Raw genomic sequence first — 21,188 nt, 5'->3', positions numbered from 1 at the left:
GTATTGTTATTATTATTTCTATTATTGTTGTTATTGTTGTTATTGTTGTTGTTATTTTTATTATTGCTATTATTACTGTTATTGCTGTTATCAGTATTTTCATTAGTCTTATCAGAAGATGATTTTTTCTTCTTATCTATAACAGCACCTTTGCCTTCTTTAATGTTTTTAATTAAAGATTCTTTGTCATCTTCATCAACAAGAATATATTCAACATTTTCAACTTTATCTTCTTTCTTTTCATCGTCTACAACAACTTTTCCTGTATGGAAACTTGAACAACCAACAAAAGAAAGACAAACTAAACAAATCGCAACTAAATTTCTTTTTTTCATAATGAACTCCTATTCACTATCCTTTTCAACCATAGGTTTCATTGTTGGGAAAAGTAATACATCTCTTATGGATTCTTGATTAGTCAAGTACATAATAAGTCTATCAATTCCGATTCCCATACCACCTGTTGGTGGAAGACCTATCTCAAGCGCATTGATGAAATCATAATCCATCATTTGTGCCTCGTCATCTCCATTTTCTCTGGCTTCAACTTGTTTTAAAAATCTTTGCTTTTGATCTATTGCATCATTTAATTCACTAAAAGCATTTGCAATTTCCCCACAATTTACAAAAGCCTCAAATCTTTGAGTATATCTCTTGTCCTTAGGGTCTCTTTTAGCAAGTGGACTGATTTCCACAGGATGCTTAGTAACAAAAGTAGGTTGAACCATATATTCTTCACAAAATTCTTCAAAGAATAAAGAAATAATTTCTCCTCTTGTAGTATGTTCAGTAACTTCTATTTTCTTTTCAATAGCAAGCTTTCTTGCTTCTTCATCAGTTGAAATTGTTTCAAAATCAACTCCTGCATATTCTTTTACAGCGTCAACCATTGAAATTCTTCTCCAAGGTGGTTTAAAGTCGATAACTTTGCCTTGTAATTCAACCTCAGATTTTCCAACAACTTCCATACAAACAGTATAAACCATTTCTTCACAAAGTGTCATCATTTCTTCATATCCAACATATGCTTGATATAATTCAATTGCAGTATATTCAGGATTATGAAGTTTATCCATACCTTCATTTCTGAACATTCTTCCCATTTCATAAACTTTATCGAAACCACCTACAATCAATCTCTTTAAATATAATTCATTTGCAATTCTAAGATACATATCAATATCCAAAGTATTGTGATGAGTTATAAAAGGTCTTGCATTTGCTCCACCTGCAATTGTATTTAAAATAGGTGTTTCAACTTCTAAAAATCCTCTACTATCAAGATATTTTCTAATAGAAGAAATAATTTTACTTCTCATAACAAAAACATCTTTGATTTCAGGATTTACAATTAAATCTACATATCTTTGTCTATATCTTAAGTCAACATCTTTTAAGCCGTGAAACTTTTCTGGTAAAAGTTGTAAAGATTTTGTAAGTAAGACAACCTTTGAACTTCTTATTGAAATTTCTCCTGCATGAGTTGTGAAAACTTCTCCTTCAACCCCTACAATATCTCCAATGTCTAAAGTCTTAACTTCTTCATAACTTTCGCCTAAAACGTCAAGCTTATTGAAAAGTTGAATTTTTCCAGAAAAATCTTGCAAGTCCATAAAACAAACTTTACCATGTCCTCTTTTTGTTCTAATACGACCAGCAAGTCTTACAACTTTTCCTTCATAATTTTCATAATTATCTTTTATCTCTTTTGAATAAATAGTACCTTCAAACTTTTCTATCTCATGTGGGTCTTTTCCTGCATCAACTAACTCTTGTAATTTTTGTCTTCTAACTAAGAGCATTTCATTTAAATTTTGTTCTTCCACTATATCACCTCTTAATTTACCTTAATATTTTGTATTTTATATTCTACAACATTTCCATTAGGTAATTGTACTTGAACTTTATTTCCTTTTTTCTTTCCTAAAATAGCTCTACCGACCGGAGATTCATTTGAAATTTTTCCTTCAAGTGGATTACTTTCAGCAGAACCTACAATAGTATATTCTATTTTTTTCTTGCTTTCAACTTGAACTAAAGTAACTGTAGCACCAACATTTACAGTTTTTGTATCTAATTCAACTTCATCAATTATCTTTGCATTTGCAATCATATTGTCAAGTTTAACTATTTTTTCTTCTATCTGAGCTTGTTCATTTTTAGCTTCATCATATTCAGAGTTTTCAGAAAGGTCTCCAAAATCTCTAGCAATCTTTATTTTTTCTGCAATTTCTTGTCTTTTTACAGTTTTTAATTCTTCTAATTCTAATTCCAATTTTTTTAACCCTTCAGCGGTTAAAAATATTTCTTTTTCGTCCATAATATCTCTCCTTAAAAATCTACAATACTATTCAAATAATTATACTAAAAACATAAAAAAAAGTCAATCAAACTATGAATATTACATATAAAATACTAAAATTATATTTATGAAATTGCTTGACTAAAGTTTAAATATATGTTAAAATGTATTTGTCAAAGTATTAATGTTTTACTTTGTTTTTATAATAAAGTAAAAGGTATTTAAATAGTTATTTTACAAAGGGAGGATTTTATGGCTAGACTTAAAAAACTTGTTAGTTTATTATTAGTTTCTTTGGCATTATGTTCTTGTGCATCTACAGGAATGTTGAAAAAAATTGAAAACAAGGTTTATGAAGGAGATGGCGGAGCACAATTGGTTATAGTAAAAGAAAAATTTAAGTCTCCAAAACTTATGTTTCATGGCCCAAGTCTAATTAAACCTAACACAAATCCCGAACAAATTGAAAAAAATAGAGATAAATATGAAAAAAGTAAAAATAAAGAATATTCTGGTGTAAAAATCGAAGAAAGAGATGGCAAAAAATATATTGTTGCCAAAGATTTTAAATATAAACTAGTTGTTGTAGATGAAAATACAATTTTAGACGAAGAAGATAATGTAAATTATAGATGCTTACCGGATTTATATAAAGACAGCAAAAAATAAGAATTGACTAAACTCCACACAAGTGGAGTTTTTTGTTTATATTATTTTTGAATTTTATTTATTTTTAACGTCTAGCTACTAACCGAAGTTATTTCCCTTATACCTCATCTCGACCGGAGTGGAGCAAAGCGAAACATAGCGGAGAGATCTCATATATTTGCTTGTTTACAAGTAAACAAAGTTAGGCTAGATTAACCGTGTTCGAGATAACATATAAGAAATTGTAACCGCTTAATATATGATATGAAGCTTAAAAATTTTTTCCTATAAGTAAAAATTCTAAAAAACATGCAAGAATTTCATAGAAAATTAAATCAATCTTTTTTTATTTTTTTGCCTTTTATCATATTTTATTATAGTACAGTTTTAATTTCACAGCTAAATATGTTTAATAATAAATTTTTTTGTGTTTTAAAATTGATTTTTATGGTATATATAAACTGTGTGGTAGTGTTTAAAGATAATAAACTCCTCCCATAAGTTTTCCTTTTCTTCGCTACCACATTTTACATATTAACAGTATAGTTATTGGTCCTTTTAAATCCTCCCAATTTTTATAAAGATAAATTAACTTACTGTGATATTTAACTTTCCTAAACAAAAAATGGATGCAAAAGCATCCATTTTTTTTGATTGTGAAACAACAAGGTTCCCGGGAACCCACCCGATGCAAAGCATCGTGGAAGGGTGGGGTTCTTATTTTATTTTAATCTGCATCTCCGAATAAATCAACAAAATTATATTCAAGTTTCTTTGATTCAATAACTAATAAATTTTTGTCTTTTATTAAGATGTCTTCAGGAATTCCATCTGCTGTTATATATTTTTTACCATTTTTTTCAATTATTCTTGGATTATAATATAGTTTAGGAATTGAATAAGCTCCTTTTTCATCTTCTCCATCTGTATCTATTTCTATAAAATCAGCATGTTTTTTGGCAACCTTTAGAGTATCTTCCTCTCTATTATATTCTACTGCTGTAGAATTTAAATAAATTCTAAGATATCCCTTATAGGAAAAATAGTCTCTATTTGTAAAAGGTTTCATTTCTTCATAAGTTATACATTCAGAATAAACATATCCTGAAAAAGCTAATACACAACAACAAACTAACAAATATTTAATAAATCTCTTCATTGACAATCCTCCTTTAAATAAACTACTCACAGCATTTAATTAAATTAATACTGTGATTAAATTATATCATATTAAATGATGATTGTAAACAGATTTTTGCACCTTTTTATAATAAATATTTACGATATATCTATTTTTATATAATAGCTTCACAATAAAAAAAGCGTAGAACACTCTACGCTTAATTTTTTATATTAAATTACTTCTAACCTAATCTTTGTTTTGCATCTGATGCTCTTCTTAATGCTTGTCCAGCATAGTTAATTGAAAGCATTAGTACAAGTACTAATAATGATGCAGGTAACCAAATGTACATTCTATCTCTTAAAACTATAGGATCTAACGCCTTGTTGATTAGTGTTCCAAGTGAAGGTATTCCATCTGGTAAACCGAAACCAAGGAATGTAAGCCCGATTTCAATTCCCATATTACCAGCTAAATCTAAGATAAAACTAATTATAAGAATTGAGCTGATATTTGGTAAGATCCCACCGAACATTATCTTCCAAGCTGGTGTTCCCATTGTCTTAGAAGCACTTATATAATCACGTCTTCCTTCAGAAAGAGCTTTTGATCTTACAAGTCTTGCAATACCAACCCAGTAGAATACAGTCATTATGATTACGAATGTAAATACATTGTATCTAGGAACTAATGTTATGAATACGATAATAAGCATAAGAATTGGTAATACTTGAATAAAGTCTATAATTCTCATGATAATATTATCAACTATACCACCATAGTATCCGATAATCAAACCAACTATTATACCAATTAAATTAGTTAAAATAGTTACTGATACACCTATAAGGATTGAATTCCTAGTTCCAAGGAAAAGTTGTCCTAAAAGTGGTCGTCCTGCTTGGTCAGTTCCTAGCAAATGTCCACCTTCTCCTGGTCTTAGGAATGATTCCATAAGATTTACTTTCATTACTTCTTCTAAATTGAAGAACAAACTTCCTATAAACACTACTAATATTATCGTAATAAATACTAAAAGTGAAAATGTCGCTAATTTGTCTTTTCTAAATTCCCTAACAATTACGTGAAAAGCACTTGGTGTAATTTCTTGATTATGTAGGGAAGCATCTTTTTCCATTTCTTTTTTCTTACTCATTTTATCACTCCCCCTATTAGTCTATTCTTATTCTTGGATCAACTATACTCATAATGATGTCTGATAACAAACTTCCAAGTAGAGTCATAAATCCGTAAATCATAATTAATGCTGTTAACAATGAATAATCTCTTGATGAAATTGATTCAAAGAATAATTTCCCCATTCCAGGATAACTAAAGATTGTTTCCATAAATACAGAACCTGAAATAAGTCCTGTTAATGTAAAACCAAAGAATGCGGCTATTGGCAAAACAGAATTTCTAAAGATATGATGTGAATAAACTTTATCTATAGGAACTCCCTTACTTCTTGCAGTTCTTACATAGTCTGAACCTTTAGCATCTATAACTTCATTTCTCAAATATTGAACTGTTACTGTTGTAGCAATTAAAGTATAACATATTGCAGGTAATATCATATGTCTAAATCTACTTATAACATATGCAAAGCCTTCAACCCCTGGATCAACAGAACCAGATGCTGGGAACCAATGTAATGTATAACCAAATACTAAAATCATAACTAAGTAGAAGATATAACCTGGAATCGCATAAGTTACGAAGTTATACAATGTAACTGCTCTATCAAACTTGCCTCCACTATATCTACCTGATATCATACCAAGTGGTAATGAAACGGCATATGAACATATTACACAAAGTAAAGCTAACCAAAATGTATTGCTAACTCTTTGAGCTAAAAGAGTAGATACTGGTAACTTAAATGTATAACTAGTACCAAAATCTCCATGCATTATATTAGTAATCCATCTCCAATATTGTTGGTACCATGGATCATAGAAACCATATTTTATTCTTAAAGCTTCTATTTGTTTAGGATCAGTTGTTGGTGTAATTTGTCCAGAGAATGGATCCCCTGGCATCATCTTAGCCAAAATAAATACAAGAAGGCTTAATATTACTAATTGAGGTATCATTAAAAGAAATCTCTTTAATACGGTTTTCCACATATTATTTTACCTCCTTTTTTGCTACATAGTGAGTATCTGTAAGTTTAATCAAATCAAATACTTTACCATTTTCATCATAATATTCTTTTTCTAATTCTTTATATTCTTCTTCTACTCTAAGTCTGTTTGCAATTAATTGTTCCTTAATTCTAGGATCAGTTTCAGGAATCGCTGCAATTAATCTCTTAGTGTAGATATGTTGTGGATCTTTGTAAATATCTTCCTTTGTTCCTCTTTCTACAAGTCTTCCTCTGTACATAATATTTATGTAATCACACATATGTTTTACAACACCAAGGTCGTGAGAAATGAAAAGGTAAGATAATCCCATATCTTTTTGAATCTTTTTCATAAAGTTCAAAACTTGTGCTTGAACTGAAAGGTCAAGTGCTGAAACAGGTTCGTCAGCTATGATAAGTTTAGGATTTAAACTTATTGCTCTAGCAACCCCTATTCTTTGTCTTTGTCCACCTGAAAATTCGAATGAATATTTGTATAATGCATCTTCAGGCATACCAACTATATCTAATAGTTCTAAAACTCTTTTTCTTTCTTCTGTTACAGTCATCTTTTCGAAGTTTCTTAAAGGTTCTGCAATGATGTCAATAACTCTTTTCTTAGGGTCTAAACTCGCCATATTATCTTGGAAAATCATTTGAACATCCCTTGTAAACTCTTTATCTTTTCTTACCATTCTTTTAGTAAGTTTTTTGTCTTCAAAAATAACTTCTCCACTTGTAATTTTTTCAAGACCAATTATAGCTTTACCGATAGTACTTTTACCACTACCACTTTCTCCGATAAGTCCATAAGTCTTTCCCTTTTCAATAACCATATCTACGCCATCAACAGCTAAAACATGGTCGATTATCCTATTGAAAAAGCCTCCTCTTATTGGATAGTGAACCTTTAGGTCTTTAATTTCTAAAAAGCTCATTAATTACCCCCCTTTTCATCAAAATGAAAATTCTTATAACAAGTACATCTTACTAAATGCCCTGGTGATACTTCATGCATTGTAGGATTTTCTTCATGTTCTTCTTCACTTATCCAAGGGATTCTAGCCTTAAATCTACAACCTTGTCTTGGTAAATTTTTAAGTGAAGGAACCATCCCTTGTATTACATATAAATCTTCATCATCTGCGTCCATTTGAGGAATACTGTTCAACAAACTTCTAGTATAAGGATGCTTTGGATTTGTAAATAATTCTACAACTGGTGCTTCTTCTACAATTTGTCCAGCATACATTACACAAACTCTGTCAGCAAGTTGAGCAACAACTCCTAAATCGTGAGTAATCAAAATAATTCCTGCATTAATTTCCTTTTGAATTTGAACTAAAAGGTCTAAGATTTGAGCTTGAATTGTTACGTCAAGTGCAGTTGTTGGTTCATCTGCAATAATAATCTTAGGTTTACAAGCAAGAGCAATTGCGATGATAACTCTTTGTCTCATACCACCTGATAATTCATGTGGATATTGTCTTGCAACACGAGGAGGATTAGGAATACCTACTTGTTCAATCAATTCCAAAACTCTCGCTTTTCTTTCTTCAGCATTCATTTTTGTATGATAAATCAAACCTTCCTCGATTTGTTTTCCTATTCTTTGTAAAGGATTTAAAGCTGAAAGCGGATCTTGGAAAATCATTCCAATCCCTTCCCCTCTAATTTCATTAAATTCTTTTTCTGACAAACCTACTAAATTTTTTCCTTCAAACAAAATTTCTCCTGTTGAACGAGTGAAGTTTGGATTGTGTAAACCCATAACAGTAGTAGCTAAAGTCGATTTACCGCAACCACTTTCTCCTACTATAGCTAGTATTTCATCAGAGAATAATTTCATATCAACGCCATCAACTGCGTCAAAATATTCATCACGGATTCTAAAACTTGTGTGTAAATCTTTAATTTCCAAAAGCAATTCCTTTTGATCCATTGATTCTCTCCCCCTAACTTTGTGTTTTGGTATTATTCTCTATAAAAGCATAAATACATCTTGATAGCTAAATTCGTTTTTAAAAAACTAAAGTGAAAAGGAATAAAAAGTTTAAAAAATAATTCCTTATGAAACAAAAATCAATCTAACAAATAAATCAATTTTTAACAATCAATGTATCTATGTTATAAATTCAATTATAATTATACAATATTTAAAATGAATAATCAAGTGTCTTGAAAACATTTTTAAAGTTTATTATTCTAAATAGCAGGTAATTTCAAAAATGTATAATTATGCTTTTTTATGAAAATAATCTAAATAATATAATATCTTTTTGTTATTCTTTTCTTATTTTTATTTTGTCATAACTTTTGTAATATACTACATTAAGTGTTAAACCAATTATATTGATTTAAGATATCCCATACAAAAATGAAATTTTGAATAATTTTACAGATTGTAGAAAGTTAATCAAAGAATTTTTTGTGAAATTCTAAACTAATTAAAAAAATTTGTGAAATTAATTTCTTAAATTTTCATAAAATTTCACACAAAAAAGACATCTAAATTTTAGATGTCTTAAGTATAATTTATTTTTCTACGATTTCAATTTTATCGTCGGCCTTTATCTTTCCACCTTTTATTACTTTTGTGAAAATTCCCTCTCTTGGCATAACACAGTCGCCAACAATATGTCTGATTTCACAGCCTAGATGACATTCTTTTCCTATTTGTGTAATTTCAAGAATACATTCTCCTACCTTTAAGATTGTTCCAATCGGTAATTTGTAAAGGACAATTCCTTCAGTTAAGATGTTTTCTGCAAAGTCTCCTGCTGAAAGTGTAGGAAGTTTTTCTTTCATAGCTTCCATACTTTCAACTCCAAGCAAACTTACTTGTCTATGCCATTTTCCTGCATGTGCATCGCCATCTATTCCGTAATCTTCAATTAATTCTATGTACTCTACGGGATGTTTTTTTATTCCCTTTCTTTCACTTATACTTACTGCTAAAACTTTCATTACTTACCCCTCACAAAATCTCCGCTTTTTCCACCTGATTTTTCTAATAATTTAATATCTGTTATTTCAATATCTCTTTGAACTGCCTTACACATATCATATATCGTTAGAGCAGCTATTGAAACTGCTGACAGTGCTTCCATTTCAACCCCTGTCTCTCCAACACATTTAGTCGTGGCAATTATTTCTATTTCAAAGTTTTCATAATTCATATTAAATTCTATATCAACGCCTACTAAATTTATCGGGTGGCACATTGGGATTATATCAGAAGTCTTTTTTGCTCCCATAATTCCTGCGACTTGAGAAACAGCTAGAACATCACCCTTTTTAGCTTTGCCCTTTACAACTATATTAAAAGTTTCTTCATTTAATTTAACTTTTGCAAAAGCCTTGGCAATTCTTTTAGTTTTTTCTTTTTCTCCAACATCGACCATTTTTGCACGACCTTGATCATTAATATGAGTTAAAACTTTTTCTTCCATTTTAACCTCCGATTTTATTCATATCTCTTGCACTTTCACTTTTTCCGTCTTCAAGATGATGTTTTTCAGGTTTTTCATAAATTCCTCTCTTGAAAACTTCTTCAAGTTCTTCTCCACTCAAGCCTTTAAGATTTATTTCATCTTTTGAATGTAGGCAAGGTTTTAATTTTCCGTCACTTGTTAGTCTTATACGATTGCAATCTTCACAGAATGAACAACTTATAGGGCTTATGAGTCCTATTCTACCCTTTTGTCCCTTTATCTTATAGATTTTTGCAACTCCTGAAACTCCGTCAAACTCCAATTTCGGCACTTTTTTCAAAACAATTTTGTTTGAAATGAACTTATCCTTAGACCAATTTGCCGTTTCTCCAATTTGCATAAGCTCTATAAAACGAACTTCCAAATCGTATTTATTTGCTAAATTTACAAAGTCTTCTATTTCATCATCATTAAAGCCACCGATTAGAACTAAATTTATTTTGACCTTAAAGCCCTTTTTTATTGCATAAAAAAGACTTTCCATAGTCTTATTAAAATCATTTCTCCTTGTTATATCATTGTACTTTTCTTTTATCAAAGTGTCAAGGCTGAAATTTATTCTTCTAACTTTATTTTCAAAAAGTTCATCTGCCATCTCTTTTAGATAAACTCCATTTGTAGTTATTGCAATATCTTCAATTTCATTAATTTCAGAAATCTGTTTACACAAATTAATAAAACCGTGACGAACCAAAGGTTCCCCGCCTGTTAACCTAATTTTTTTTATTCCGTTTTTCGATGCGACTTTAACTATCTCAACAATTTCTTCAATGGATAGAATATCACTATGACAAAGACTTTCAACTCCACTTTCGGGCATACAGTATTTGCATCTTAGATTACATAAATCAGTAACTGAAATTCTAAGGTAGGTGATATTTCTTCCAAATCTATCTTTCATATAATCTCCTATCTGGATTTTTAATTATTTTCTGCTTCCAACAAAATTAAATCTTCTTTTCTTAAAGTTATAAAAAGATTTTTTTCGTGTTCAACCTTTTTCCAAATGTCTTTAGTTACTTCAACCCTTATGGATTTTCTTGCACCTTTTTTACGAACTAGGATTATAAAAGTAAAAACATCCTCAATAACCTTGTCGATTTCAACTTCAAATGAATTTTCTTCTGATTTTACAAATTCGATAAAATGCGCACGAACTCCTAAAACATTATGATTTTTTAAAATTTTATCATAAGTTTCAAGTTCAACATTCCAGTCTTTTGCAATGAGTCTGTTTTCTGAAATCTTTTCGATTTCAGAAAAGTTTTTACAACCAGAAATCAGACAGGACGAAAAAGTTTTTGGATTTTTAAAAAGCTCTTTCTTTTGCATAAGCTCTTCGCTTTTCCCTTTGCACATTACACAAATTTCATTACAAAGTCTATAGACTTCTTCTCTACTATGTGAAACTAAAATTGTAGGAATTTTGTATTTTCTTAAAACTTCAGAAACTTCCATTTCTATTTTCCATTTTAAATAGTCATCTAAGGCAGAAAAAGGCTCATCTAAAAGGATAATTTCCGGCTTGTTTATAAGTAATCTCGCAAGAGCAACTCTCTGTTTTTCTCCACCAGAAATTTCATTTATTTTTTTATCTTTTAAATGGGAAATCCTCATTTCTTCAAGTTTTTCCATAATTAATTTATCAAAATTTTCTCCTTCTCTTATACCCACTTTAATATTTTCATAGACATTCATATTAGGAAAAAGGGCATTGTCTTGAAATAGATAACCTATTTTTCTATCCTTTGGAGAAATATTTATCTTTTTTTCAGAGTCGAATAGAACTCTATCATTTAATACAATTCTTCCTTTATCGGGTTTTTCAATTCCTGCAATACATTTTAAAGTAAGACTTTTTCCGCTTCCTGAAGCCCCTAAAAGTCCCATTATTTCATTGTCAAATTCAAATTTAGTTCTTAAATTAAATTTGCCAAAATTCTTTTCAATATCAACATAAATCATAAATTACTCCAATTTTTTATTCTTTAACCGCTTTATTTTCCAACATATTTATAATGATTAGAACTGTAAATGAAATTATAATATTTACAAGCACCCATCTATAAGCCAAAGCATCATTTCCCGTTCTCCAAAGTTGATAAACAGTTGTTGAAATTGTTGCCGTATCATTTGGAGTATATCCTGAAACCATACTTGTCGCTCCATATTCTCCCAAGGCTCTTGCAAAACTTAAAACAAGTCCTGCTAAAATTCCCTGTTTGCAATTAGGCAAAGTTATTCTCCAAAAAATCCAAGTATTACTCTTTCCAAGAGTTTGAGCAACATATTTTAAATTCATATCGAAATTTTGAAAAGAACTTCTGGCTATTCTATACATTAGAGGAAAAGTTACGACTACAGTTGCAAATATTGCAGAATACCAATTCATAACAAGTCTTATTGAAAATTTTTCCAAGAAAAAACTTCCGATTGCACTTTTCGGAGATAATAATCTCAAAATGAAAAAGCCGATAACCGTTGGTGGTAATACTAAAGGAAGTGTTAAGATAACATCCAAAATTCCTCTTACAAATCTATTAAGTTTTGAAATATAATATGCCAAGAATATCCCGATAAAAAAAGTTATCACAGAAGAAATTAATGCAATTCTCAGCGAATTTAAAAGAGGATAAAGATCCATAAACACTTCCCTTTCATACTACTTTTTTTATATTATTTTTTAATTATTTTGCCATTGTAAAGCCAACTTTTTCAAAAATTGCCTTACATTCGTCGCCTTTTAAGAATTCTAAAAATTCTTTAGCTTCTTTAGAGTTTTTAGAATTTTTCAAAACTGCTGCTGGATATAAAACAGGAGTCTTAATCATTCCTTCTTTTGCAGTTGCAACAACTTCAAGGCCTGCTGAATAAGCGTCAGTTGCATAAATTATACCACAGTTTGCAACTCCTTCTTTAATCCAAGTTGTAACTTCTTTAACATTGCTTCCGAAAGTAACTTTCTTTTGAATTTCATCCCAGATTTTTAAGTTTTTCAAAAGTTCTTCTGAATATTGTCCAACAGGAACATCAGAATTACCAAGAGCTATTTTAGAAATTTCAGCTTTTGTTAAATCTGTAAAATCTTTAAGTCCTAAAGAATTTCCCTTTGAAACCGCAAGAACAACTTTATTTTCTAAAAGATTAAATCTAGAAGATTCATCAATTACTACATTTGCTTCCGGAGTTTTTGTCTTATCCAAAGCATTCATTTGTTTTTGAGCAGCAGAAATGAAAATATCTACTTCGGCCCCTTGTTCAATTTGTTTCTTTAAAGTTCCTGAAGAATCAAAAGTATAAACTAATTCAATATCCTTATGTTTTTCTTCATATACTTTTTTGATTTGTTCCATTGTTTCAGTCATTGAGGCTGCACAATAAACATTTAGTTTTTTCTTTTCTGTCTTTTCAACTGTAGTTTCTTTCTTTTCTGCAGGTTTTGAAGAACAAGCAGTAAATCCAAGAATCATAGTTAAAACTAAAAATATTCTTAGTAATTTTTTCATAAAATACTCCTTAAAATATATTTGACTTTTAGTCAAATAAATTTTATCATCTAAAGGAAAATAAGTCAATAACTATGGTTAAGTTATCTTAAAAATAATCGAACGTTTTTTGCTAAAATATCGATTGTGAAGATGTTTTTATTTTTTCTAATATATTTATAAAAGATAATTTTATGATTATTTAGTTTTAACGTTTAGCTCCTAACCAAAGTTATTTCCTTTATACGTCATCTCGACTGTAGCAGAGCGGAATGGAGAGATCTCATACTTTTGCTTTAGCAAAAGTAGATGTATCGTAGATACATACAGCAATTTTGTTTTTATTTCTTTCAGAAATACTATTGCTTGCCAGCAAGCAATAGTTGAGATCTTTCGACTCCGTTTCACTCCGCTCAAGATGACGTATTGGGGGTTTTTCTTTAAAAGTATCGTGACGTTAACTATTTTGTTTTATATACAGTAACTACGTAAAAACTACTTTTGTTTACAAGTAAACAAAGTTAGGGCTAGATTCGCTTCACTTCACTATGTTCCGCTTCGGTCGAAATGACGTGTTAGGAGCTTTTCTTTGCCAACTGCTATGACGTGAATTATTTATTTTTATCCAATACTATGTTGTGAATTTTTCACAATAAAAAAGAGATAATTTCCATTATCTCTGTACTATAATATCTTTTAAATAATCTACATCTTTTATTAGTATTTTTTTCGTTTCAATCAGTTCTATTATTCCCTTTGCATTTAGTTCTGCAAGTTTTCGAGTTACGGTTTCTCTTGTAAGTCCTGCGAATGAGCCCATATTTTCACGACTTATATTTAATTCCAACATTATTCCGTCTATTTTTTTTACTCCAAAGTTTCTAGCTAAACTTAAAAGAAGTGATGCTACTTTTACATCTGCGCTGTTTTCTATAAGTCTTGTTACTAAGTCTTCTGCATGACGGATTCTTAAAAAGGATTCTTCCAAAATCTTTATTGTAACTTTTGGATATTTATTTATAATCTTGTCAAAGTTTTCTTTAGAAAGAGAGATTACATAAGTATCTTCAATAGCTTGTCCATAGTAGATATAACCAGTCTTTTTGATAAGATTAAGTCCACCTATAAAATCATCTTTTTGATAGATATATAGCATTTGTTCAATTCCAGAGCTACTTATGGTAAAGACTTTTATTTTACCACTTACAATTATATACATGGTATTGGCTTTATCTCCAGGTTTAAATAAAAATGTATTTTTTTTGTATCTCATTATATTTAATTCATCTTTAAAAGTATCAATCTCTTCAGTTGATAAATCAGAAAAAATTAGCAAATTTTGTAAATTAATATCCTTGTTTTTCATTTAAACCTCCTTGACTATTCTGTAATTTTAATTCTAACATTTATTATAAATAAAATCAACATATTCATATTTTTTCGCTTGATGAGAAAATAATTATTTTAATGTTGTATTATTTTAAAGTTCTGGACAAAAAAATTTTAAAAAAGTATTGACAAATATTTTTTTAGATGATAAAATAATGAAAATAAATTTTAAATTTGAAAGAAAGAGTAGAAAATTGAAAGTTTAAGAGAGTTAGTGGTTGGTGTGAACTAATACGGAAAATTTTTGAAAATCATCTTTTACAAAGGATTCGTGAAATGAGTAAGGAATCCCGCAGTGGTTTGCGTTACAAAAACCCGACATTGTTAGATGTTTGAGTGTTTCATTTTTTGAAAAATTAAGGTGGTACCGCGGAAAGTTATTTCGTCCTTTGTTCTATTAGAACAAAGGACTTTTTTTTTGAAATAATTTACCACCATTTATATAATGAGATTATTTAAACAAAATGTCCAAGATTGAATTTTAGGAGGTTTTTTATGAAAAACAATTTATCAAGAGAACAATTTTTTAGCGTAGCGATAATGCTATTTGGGTTATTTTTCGGAGCAGGAAATTTAATATTCCCTCCACTATTAGGAAAACAAGCAGGTTCTGCAAGTTTTCAAAGTTTATTAGCCTTTGGAGTAACAGCGGTTGTATTCCCTATCTTGGGTGTAGTTTGTGTTGCAAAGACTAAAGGTCTTTCGAATTTAGCAGGAAAAGTGGATAAATATTTTGCAATTATATTTACTACTATGATATATATGGCAATAGGACCTGGACTTGGAATCCCAAGAGCAGGAAGCCTTCCTTTTGAAATGGCAGTTGCGCCATTTTTACCAGAAAATGTTTCAGTAAGTGTTTCAAGACTTGTTTACACTTTTGTATTCTTTTTAGTTGCATATTTAGTTTGCTTAAAACCAAGTAAATTAGTAACAAGAATGGGAAAATTCTTAACTCCTGCACTTTTACTTCTTATAACAGTAATGTTTGTTGGAGTACTTTTCAACAATCCTAATGCTGTAACAAGTCCTGTTGGAGATTACGCGACTTCTTCAACTGTTAAAGGATTTTTAGAAGGATATAATACAATGGATACAATAGCCGCTTTAAACTTCGGCCTTGTAATCTCACTTGCTATAAAATCTTTCCAAGTTAACGATGAAGAAAAAGTTATAGGTTATACTGTAAAAGTTGGTTTAGTTGCTGGTTCTTTCCTTTTTGTAATCTATGCAATGCTTGCTTATATAGGAATGACAACTTCAGGTTTAACTGAAAATGTAAAAAATGGTGCTGAAATATTAACAACAGTTTCACAATATGTATTTGGAAAATTTGGAATAGTTTTACTTGCAAGTATATTCACTCTAGCTTGTTTAACAACTTGTATAGGTCTTATAACAAGTATAAGTAAATTCTTCGAAACTATGACAAAAGAAAAAGTATCTTATAATAAATGGATAGTTTTCTGGACATTTTTATCATTCCTAGTTGCAAACTTCGGACTTAACACAATATTAAAAGTTTCTGTTCCAGTTTTAGTTGCAATCTATCCTGTTTCAATAGTTTTAATACTACTTGGACTTACAGAAAAATATTTTGGATATAATAAATTTACTTATAGATTAGTTTGCTATACTGTAACTTTTATAGCTGTTGTAGAATCGTTACAAAGTGTAAATTTAACTTTACCTTTTGTTACTAAATTAGTTTCAAGTCTTCCTTTCTATAGTTTAAGTCTTGGTTGGGTAATTCCAATGGTATTAACTTGGTTTGTAGGAATGAGTTCAAAACTGCTTGAAAATAGTAGAAGTACAGCATTCAATAAGTAGAATCTCTACCTTCATTGTTGCTCTACATCATATAAACAAGATTAACCTTATTACTTCACAATAATATTGATATAGATACTGTTTTGTGTTAAAATATAGTTCAAGAACTTTATAAGGAGGTTTTTATGGACGATATTTTAAAAATAAGAGGTCTTACTAAAATGTTCGGACAAAATTATGCCGTAAATAATGTTGATATGAATATTCAACGTGGGGATATTTACGGTTTTATCGGAAGAAATGGTGCTGGTAAGACTACTTTAATTCGAATTTTATTGGGACTTTGTGAAAAAAATAGTGGTGAAATTGAGCTTTTTGGTTCAAGTAATCTAAGCGAAGGAAGAGATAAAACAGGTTGTATTATAGAAAATCCTGCATTATTCCCTAAGATGACAGCAAAAGATAATATAATTGCTCAATCTAAGGCTGTAGGAGTTAAACTTAGTAGTTCAGAAATTGACGATTTGCTTAGTGTTGTAGGACTTGGGTCTACAGGCAAGAAAAAATCTAAGAATTTTTCTCTTGGTATGAAACAAAGACTTTCAATAGCTCTTGCACTTGTAGGAAATCCTGAATTTTTGGTGCTTGACGAACCTACAAATGGACTAGATCCTGAAGGTATTAGAGATGTTAGAAATTTGATTTTAAGATTAAATAAAGAAAAGAATATTACTGTTTTAGTTTCAAGCCATATCTTAGGAGAACTTCATAAATTGGCAACAAGATATGGAGTTATAGATAAAGGTAGACTTATTAAAGAATTTACTGCTAAAGAACTTGATGAAAAAACAGAAGATGGCTTTGAAATAAAAGTTAAAGAAGATGATGTTCAGAGCGCAGAAGATTTCTTAAAAGAAAGTAATATTGATTACTCATTTGATAAAGAAAAATGTAAGTTTACAATTTCCAAAAATGAAAATTCAGATGAAATTCTTAAACAAATAACTGCAAAAGGTGTAATTCCTACATCTTATGGATTTAAGAATGTTGACTTGGAAGATTATTTTATGGAACTTATAGGAGGTAAACATGAATAGAGTTTTAAGTTATGACAGATTTAAATTACACAAATCAAAATTTTGGTGGATTTGTATATTAATTTCAATGGCTATTGCTGATTTGACTATATTCACATTTGCGGCTGGAGCATCAAAATTGGGAGCTAAAGTTATTCCTTTTTCCTATTATAGAACTGTAACAAATCCTTCAACATTAATATTCTTAATAATTGTTTGTATGTTTATAGGAACTGATTTTAAAACAGGAACGATTAAAAATGTTGCATCCAAAGGAATAAAGAGACATGAAATAGTTCTTTCAAAATTAATTTGGAGTTATATATTAGCAATAGTTTTTGTAGCTTTAACAGTTGCTACAGCTTTAGCTACAATGATTATATTTACAAAAACTTCAATAAAATCTAGTGAACTAATAGAGATTTTAAAATTATCAGGACTTTCAATTCTTTCACTTTGGGCATTTAGCTCAATTTATACACTAATTACTTTTATAGTTAAAAGTTCAGGAGCCGCTATTGCAATTTCTATAATTTTAAGTATATTCTCAACAATAATTATAACTTTAGTTGAACAACTAATTTTAAAATCAAAGAGCATATCAAGACTTTTCCCTAATTTCATAGCAACTATTGCTAGCGGAGCTTCAACAGCGAAGAGTACCACAATATTTATTATTGCAATGTTTGTATGGATTATAGTTTGTTCAGCTTTAACTATTTTAATTTTTCAAAAACAAGATATAAAATAGTATTTATTCTACAATAAGATAATTAATTATGGGAGTCAATAGACTCCCTTTTTTATGAAAATTACAAAGATAGAGGTGATAAAATGCAAGATATTTTATGGTTATTTCCAGTTATTTTTATGGTTCATGAAATGGAAGAGATAATAGGACTTCGAATTTGGCTTGAAAAAAATATAGATATTACAAAAAAATACAGCAGAATTTCAAAAATTTATCAAAATGTAACTACAGAAGCTTTTTCAGTTGCTGTTTTAGAGGAGTATTTGTTATCTATAATCATAACTGCTCTAAGTATTTATTTTAAAATCTATCTTCTTTGGATTGGAGTATTTATTGCTTTTGCAGTACATCTAGTTATCCATATAATCTCAAGTATTATAATAAGAAGATATATTCCAGCGCTTGCAACTAGTATTCTACTTTTACCTATAAGTATCTTTTTAATAAACAAAGTAATTGTAGAGCTTCATTATTCAACATTTATTGTAATTATGGCTTCTTTATTGTGTTTTATAATAATGCTAATTAACTTAATGTTTATTCATAAATTGATGAGAAAAGTAAGTGAAAAATTTAATAATTAAAAAATAATTATCCTATTTATATTACAATACTCCAGCCATTTCCTAAAATCAAATTTGATATTAGAAAAGCTAGTAAGTTAGAAAATATTACCATTGGAAATAGTATAAGTATTATTTCAACAAAGCCAAAAAGAAGGAACCCACCATCTCTTTCTCCAAAAAAGAGACTGTAAAGATGATATTTAAAGTAGTATAATGAATCTTTTCCTTTACTATAATCTCCATATTTTTTAAAAAAACATAACCAAGCCATCTCTCTAATATAAATCATAAGTCTATAGGCTGTTGTTGCTGATATGATTATTCCGATAACAAATGTGTAGGAAAGAAAGCTGTATTCAAAATACAGACGCATTATTGTTATGTAAATAATTAAAACAATTTCTATTGTAAAAATCCATTTTATATATTTTCTCATTGTAAATTTATTTTCAGCTGTAGGTTCTTTTGCCAAAAGCATCAAAATAATTACTAAAATAACTAATCCTATTGCTTTTGCGATACCTTCTAGAATATACATTAGAACTAACTCCTTTTTGAATATTTCTTTCTTTATCTATTATAAGATAAATCAGTTTCAATTAGTTTCCCATTTTTTGCATCTTCAGGTATTATTATCTCTTTTACTTCATCAATATCTGAATATTTTACTGTAAATTCTTCGTCTAAAGAAACGGAAATAATTCTTTGACCATCTTTGAAATATGCAAATTTAACTTTTATTTCACATTCTGTTGGTAAAAATGTATTTTTATCAATTATATATCTTACTTCAACTTTTTCAACCAATAATTGCTTTCTTATTTCTTCAGTTCCTGTTTGAACAGAGTCTAGAATTTCATTAAGGACTTTACTAACAGATGTTTCACTTCCAGAGTAAGTAATTTCATAGTTTGACTCTTTTGCTTCTACTTTCATTTTATTTTGAATAGCAGTTAGAAATTCCGCTACTATTTCAAAGTTTGCAAGTTTTCTTTTACCATTATATCCTTCTCTAAACTTCTCGTTAGTAGCCCTCTTCCAACTTGTATTTTTAATATCTTCTATATAGATAGTATCATCTGTAATATATAACATGCTCTCAAACTTCTGTCCATCTCTTTCTGCATTACGTTCTATTTTTACAATGGCTGGATTTACTGTCATTGATGTATCTAATTTTATAATTGAGTGGACATTTTGATCTGGACTTGTAAAATTTTGTATAGTTTCTATTTTTGCATTTGCACTTTTTACTGATTTTGTCGCTTCTGCTACTTTCTTAACCAATTCATCATTTTTAGTATTATCAACCTTAGATGAACAGCCAACTGCTATAGTAAAAAATAGGCAAATAGAAAAAACAAAAAGAATTTTTTTCATTATTTTCATATAAAACCCCCACTAAATTGTAATATATTTATAATAAAAAGTAAATATAAGGAATGAATTGCTATATTTGGAGTATTTATATTTTGACATACAAAAACCCCCAAATTCTTTGTTCAGATTTAGGGGTTCAAATCATTATTTGGGAACTGAAGGTGCTTCAGGCAAATTTGGATCTGCATTTTTCGCATTTAGAACATTTTCAGGAATTGTTATAGCTTCAACATTATTTACATCTGAATATTTTGCGGATATTTCTTCAACCATTCCAAGTCCATCAACTTTTTGCCCGTTTTCATAATAATCATAATTAGCTTTAATATAAAATTCTGTTGGTAAAAAAGTCTTTGCATCTACTATAAATTTAAATTCAAAACCACTAGATTTTACCTGTTTAAGTAATTTTTCTGTACTCCTATCAATATAAATTAAGACCTTTGAAATTACATCTCCAAATGAAGAATCATTTCCTGAATAAGTAACTTCATAAGTTGAGCTTTTTTGTACTACAGTCAAATTATCTTTTACAGATGTCAAAAATTCTAGAGCATTCTTATAGTTTACAAGATCTCTTCTTCCATCACTTAGCTTTCTAATAGCTTCAAATGTAGCTTTTGACCATTCTTTAGTTTGATAATGTTGACTATAAATTACACTATCTGTAATATATTGCTCATTATCTGTCTTTTTATTTTCAGAACTTAGACTAGTACGATAAATTTTTATAATAGTTGGATTATCAGACATTGACATATCCATAGTTACAGTAGAAACAAATGTTCCATTATCACCATTTATTGTTTGTTTTTTTTCAACAACAGCCTTTGAACTTTTTACTGTTTTAATTGCTTCAGTATATTTTTGAAGAAACTCTGAACTATCTACTTTAGTTCCTTTTTCTTCTTCTTTTTTATTTTCTTCTTTTTTACTATTATCTTTATTTTCTGTTGTAGTAGTTTTCTTTTTATCCTCTTTAGATGAACAAGCTACCACGACAACAGAAAGTGAACAAATAGCAAGAGCCATTAAAATTCTTTGTACTTTTTTCATATTAAACCTCCTTAATAAAT

Annotated in this window: 23 protein-coding genes and 1 other annotated feature; of the genes, 5 read left to right on the top strand and 18 right to left on the bottom strand. The window is 29.1% G+C overall.

Going from position 1 to position 21,188, the window contains the following annotated elements; all coding sequences use genetic code 11:
* The 3 genes from RWJ08_RS05860 to greA all read right to left on the bottom strand — a co-directional run.
* Positions 1–335: hypothetical protein (locus RWJ08_RS05860; protein WP_313961414.1), on the bottom strand; the 335-nt coding region annotated here is incomplete at its 3' end.
* A gap of 9 nt (positions 336–344) precedes the next feature.
* The gene (lysS, locus tag RWJ08_RS05855; RefSeq protein WP_313961416.1) at positions 345–1,802 is read right to left on the bottom strand and encodes a lysine--tRNA ligase; all 1,458 of its coding nucleotides are present in this window, start codon (positions 1,800–1,802) and stop codon (positions 345–347) included.
* 35 nt (positions 1,803–1,837) lie between these two features.
* Positions 1,838–2,320 carry a transcription elongation factor GreA gene (gene greA / locus RWJ08_RS05850; protein ID WP_009354343.1) on the bottom strand — a complete coding sequence of 161 codons (483 nt, stop codon included), beginning with the start codon at positions 2,318–2,320 and terminating at the stop codon, positions 1,838–1,840.
* A gap of 234 nt (positions 2,321–2,554) precedes the next feature.
* Between greA and RWJ08_RS05845 the strand changes: the two genes are divergently transcribed.
* A complete protein-coding gene (locus RWJ08_RS05845; protein ID WP_313961413.1) occupies positions 2,555–2,971 on the top strand; it encodes a hypothetical protein in 417 nt (138 codons plus the stop codon).
* 706 nt (positions 2,972–3,677) lie between these two features.
* Here the strand turns inward: RWJ08_RS05845 and RWJ08_RS05840 are convergent.
* The 12 genes from RWJ08_RS05840 to RWJ08_RS05785 form a co-directional block, all read right to left on the bottom strand.
* Positions 3,678–4,109, bottom strand: coding sequence for a hypothetical protein (locus RWJ08_RS05840; protein WP_009354526.1), 432 nt, complete (start codon positions 4,107–4,109; stop codon positions 3,678–3,680).
* 205 nt (positions 4,110–4,314) lie between these two features.
* Entirely contained in the window at positions 4,315–5,229 is a 915-nt protein-coding gene (locus RWJ08_RS05835) for an ABC transporter permease (protein WP_313961412.1), read from the bottom strand.
* 16 nt (positions 5,230–5,245) lie between these two features.
* Positions 5,246–6,202 carry an oligopeptide ABC transporter permease gene (gene opp4B, locus RWJ08_RS05830; protein WP_313961411.1) on the bottom strand — a complete coding sequence of 319 codons (957 nt, stop codon included), beginning with the start codon at positions 6,200–6,202 and terminating at the stop codon, positions 5,246–5,248.
* Between the two features lies 1 nt (position 6,203).
* Positions 6,204–7,139, bottom strand: coding sequence for an ATP-binding cassette domain-containing protein (locus RWJ08_RS05825; RefSeq protein ID WP_313961410.1), 936 nt, complete (start codon positions 7,137–7,139; stop codon positions 6,204–6,206).
* Positions 7,139–8,143: an ABC transporter ATP-binding protein gene (locus RWJ08_RS05820; protein ID WP_313961409.1), complete on the bottom strand. Its 1,005-nt coding sequence runs from the start codon at positions 8,141–8,143 to the stop codon at positions 7,139–7,141. Before RWJ08_RS05820 ends, RWJ08_RS05825 begins: the two co-directional genes overlap by 1 nt.
* Before the next feature lie 593 nt (positions 8,144–8,736).
* Positions 8,737–9,168, bottom strand: coding sequence for an MOSC domain-containing protein (locus tag RWJ08_RS05815; RefSeq protein ID WP_313961408.1), 432 nt, complete (start codon positions 9,166–9,168; stop codon positions 8,737–8,739).
* A complete protein-coding gene (moaC, locus tag RWJ08_RS05810; RefSeq protein ID WP_313961407.1) occupies positions 9,168–9,653 on the bottom strand; it encodes a cyclic pyranopterin monophosphate synthase MoaC in 486 nt (161 codons plus the stop codon). Before moaC ends, RWJ08_RS05815 begins: the two co-directional genes overlap by 1 nt.
* A 1-nt stretch (position 9,654) precedes the next feature.
* The gene (moaA, locus tag RWJ08_RS05805) at positions 9,655–10,596 is read right to left on the bottom strand and encodes a GTP 3',8-cyclase MoaA (RefSeq protein WP_313961406.1); all 942 of its coding nucleotides are present in this window, start codon (positions 10,594–10,596) and stop codon (positions 9,655–9,657) included.
* A gap of 20 nt (positions 10,597–10,616) precedes the next feature.
* Complete coding sequence (locus RWJ08_RS05800) at positions 10,617–11,660, bottom strand: ATP-binding cassette domain-containing protein (RefSeq protein ID WP_313961405.1); 1,044 nt, start codon at positions 11,658–11,660, stop codon at positions 10,617–10,619.
* A 16-nt stretch (positions 11,661–11,676) separates the two neighbouring features.
* On the bottom strand, positions 11,677–12,339 hold the full coding sequence (gene modB, locus RWJ08_RS05795) for a molybdate ABC transporter permease subunit (RefSeq protein ID WP_313961404.1): 663 nt from the start codon (positions 12,337–12,339) through the stop codon (positions 11,677–11,679).
* A 43-nt stretch (positions 12,340–12,382) separates the two neighbouring features.
* On the bottom strand, positions 12,383–13,201 hold the full coding sequence (modA, locus tag RWJ08_RS05790; protein ID WP_313961403.1) for a molybdate ABC transporter substrate-binding protein: 819 nt from the start codon (positions 13,199–13,201) through the stop codon (positions 12,383–12,385).
* A 652-nt stretch (positions 13,202–13,853) separates the two neighbouring features.
* Positions 13,854–14,546 carry a Crp/Fnr family transcriptional regulator gene (locus RWJ08_RS05785; RefSeq protein ID WP_313961402.1) on the bottom strand — a complete coding sequence of 231 codons (693 nt, stop codon included), beginning with the start codon at positions 14,544–14,546 and terminating at the stop codon, positions 13,854–13,856.
* A gap of 191 nt (positions 14,547–14,737) precedes the next feature.
* Positions 14,738–14,962: a binding site (T-box leader), on the top strand.
* 102 nt (positions 14,963–15,064) lie between these two features.
* Between RWJ08_RS05785 and brnQ the strand changes: the two genes are divergently transcribed.
* From brnQ to RWJ08_RS05765, 4 genes are all read left to right on the top strand, one after another.
* Positions 15,065–16,399, top strand: coding sequence for a branched-chain amino acid transport system II carrier protein (brnQ, locus tag RWJ08_RS05780; protein ID WP_313961401.1), 1,335 nt, complete (start codon positions 15,065–15,067; stop codon positions 16,397–16,399).
* A 125-nt stretch (positions 16,400–16,524) separates the two neighbouring features.
* Positions 16,525–17,436, top strand: a complete 912-nt coding sequence (locus RWJ08_RS05775; protein ID WP_313961400.1) for an ATP-binding cassette domain-containing protein — start codon at positions 16,525–16,527, stop codon at positions 17,434–17,436.
* Entirely contained in the window at positions 17,429–18,166 is a 738-nt protein-coding gene (locus tag RWJ08_RS05770; RefSeq protein WP_313961399.1) for an ABC transporter permease, read from the top strand. The genes RWJ08_RS05775 and RWJ08_RS05770 overlap by 8 nt, the downstream gene beginning before the upstream one ends.
* An 83-nt stretch (positions 18,167–18,249) precedes the next feature.
* Positions 18,250–18,750, top strand: a complete 501-nt coding sequence (locus tag RWJ08_RS05765; protein ID WP_313961398.1) for an HXXEE domain-containing protein — start codon at positions 18,250–18,252, stop codon at positions 18,748–18,750.
* 16 nt (positions 18,751–18,766) lie between these two features.
* On the opposite strand, the gene RWJ08_RS05760 is transcribed toward RWJ08_RS05765, so the two are convergent.
* From RWJ08_RS05760 to RWJ08_RS05750, 3 genes are all read right to left on the bottom strand, one after another.
* Positions 18,767–19,270 (bottom strand): hypothetical protein, encoded by a 504-nt coding sequence (locus tag RWJ08_RS05760; protein WP_313961397.1) that lies wholly within the window; start codon positions 19,268–19,270, stop codon positions 18,767–18,769.
* 32 nt (positions 19,271–19,302) lie between these two features.
* Complete coding sequence (locus RWJ08_RS05755) at positions 19,303–20,121, bottom strand: DUF6612 family protein (RefSeq protein WP_313961396.1); 819 nt, start codon at positions 20,119–20,121, stop codon at positions 19,303–19,305.
* 135 nt (positions 20,122–20,256) lie between these two features.
* Complete coding sequence (locus tag RWJ08_RS05750; RefSeq protein WP_009354831.1) at positions 20,257–21,168, bottom strand: DUF6612 family protein; 912 nt, start codon at positions 21,166–21,168, stop codon at positions 20,257–20,259.
* Between the last annotated feature and the right edge of the window lie 20 nt (positions 21,169–21,188).

The organism is uncultured Parvimonas sp. (genome assembly GCF_963524015.1).
In the GTDB taxonomy this organism is placed as follows: domain Bacteria; phylum Bacillota; class Clostridia; order Tissierellales; family Peptoniphilaceae; genus Parvimonas.
This window is presented reverse-complemented; position numbering and strand designations above follow the sequence as displayed.

What these genes read in the sequence shown, in the direction of transcription:
- lysS (WP_313961416.1), bottom strand. Translation starts at nt 1,802, where the DNA reads ATGCTCTTAGTTAGAAGACAAAAATTACAAGAGTTAGTTGATGCAGGA.
- greA (WP_009354343.1), bottom strand. Translation starts at nt 2,320, where the DNA reads ATGGACGAAAAAGAAATATTTTTAACCGCTGAAGGGTTAAAAAAATTG.
- RWJ08_RS05845 (WP_313961413.1), top strand. Translation starts at nt 2,555, where the DNA reads ATGGCTAGACTTAAAAAACTTGTTAGTTTATTATTAGTTTCTTTGGCA.
- RWJ08_RS05840 (WP_009354526.1), bottom strand. Translation starts at nt 4,109, where the DNA reads ATGAAGAGATTTATTAAATATTTGTTAGTTTGTTGTTGTGTATTAGCT.
- RWJ08_RS05835 (WP_313961412.1), bottom strand. Translation starts at nt 5,229, where the DNA reads ATGAGTAAGAAAAAAGAAATGGAAAAAGATGCTTCCCTACATAATCAA.
- opp4B (WP_313961411.1), bottom strand. Translation starts at nt 6,202, where the DNA reads ATGTGGAAAACCGTATTAAAGAGATTTCTTTTAATGATACCTCAATTA.
- RWJ08_RS05825 (WP_313961410.1), bottom strand. Translation starts at nt 7,139, where the DNA reads ATGAGCTTTTTAGAAATTAAAGACCTAAAGGTTCACTATCCAATAAGA.
- RWJ08_RS05820 (WP_313961409.1), bottom strand. Translation starts at nt 8,143, where the DNA reads ATGGATCAAAAGGAATTGCTTTTGGAAATTAAAGATTTACACACAAGT.
- RWJ08_RS05815 (WP_313961408.1), bottom strand. Translation starts at nt 9,168, where the DNA reads ATGAAAGTTTTAGCAGTAAGTATAAGTGAAAGAAAGGGAATAAAAAAA.
- moaC (WP_313961407.1), bottom strand. Translation starts at nt 9,653, where the DNA reads ATGGAAGAAAAAGTTTTAACTCATATTAATGATCAAGGTCGTGCAAAA.
- moaA (WP_313961406.1), bottom strand. Translation starts at nt 10,596, where the DNA reads ATGAAAGATAGATTTGGAAGAAATATCACCTACCTTAGAATTTCAGTT.
- RWJ08_RS05800 (WP_313961405.1), bottom strand. Translation starts at nt 11,660, where the DNA reads ATGATTTATGTTGATATTGAAAAGAATTTTGGCAAATTTAATTTAAGA.
- modB (WP_313961404.1), bottom strand. Translation starts at nt 12,339, where the DNA reads ATGGATCTTTATCCTCTTTTAAATTCGCTGAGAATTGCATTAATTTCT.
- modA (WP_313961403.1), bottom strand. Translation starts at nt 13,201, where the DNA reads ATGAAAAAATTACTAAGAATATTTTTAGTTTTAACTATGATTCTTGGA.
- RWJ08_RS05785 (WP_313961402.1), bottom strand. Translation starts at nt 14,546, where the DNA reads ATGAAAAACAAGGATATTAATTTACAAAATTTGCTAATTTTTTCTGAT.
- brnQ (WP_313961401.1), top strand. Translation starts at nt 15,065, where the DNA reads ATGAAAAACAATTTATCAAGAGAACAATTTTTTAGCGTAGCGATAATG.
- RWJ08_RS05775 (WP_313961400.1), top strand. Translation starts at nt 16,525, where the DNA reads ATGGACGATATTTTAAAAATAAGAGGTCTTACTAAAATGTTCGGACAA.
- RWJ08_RS05770 (WP_313961399.1), top strand. Translation starts at nt 17,429, where the DNA reads ATGAATAGAGTTTTAAGTTATGACAGATTTAAATTACACAAATCAAAA.
- RWJ08_RS05765 (WP_313961398.1), top strand. Translation starts at nt 18,250, where the DNA reads ATGCAAGATATTTTATGGTTATTTCCAGTTATTTTTATGGTTCATGAA.
- RWJ08_RS05760 (WP_313961397.1), bottom strand. Translation starts at nt 19,270, where the DNA reads ATGTATATTCTAGAAGGTATCGCAAAAGCAATAGGATTAGTTATTTTA.
- RWJ08_RS05755 (WP_313961396.1), bottom strand. Translation starts at nt 20,121, where the DNA reads ATGAAAATAATGAAAAAAATTCTTTTTGTTTTTTCTATTTGCCTATTT.
- RWJ08_RS05750 (WP_009354831.1), bottom strand. Translation starts at nt 21,168, where the DNA reads ATGAAAAAAGTACAAAGAATTTTAATGGCTCTTGCTATTTGTTCACTT.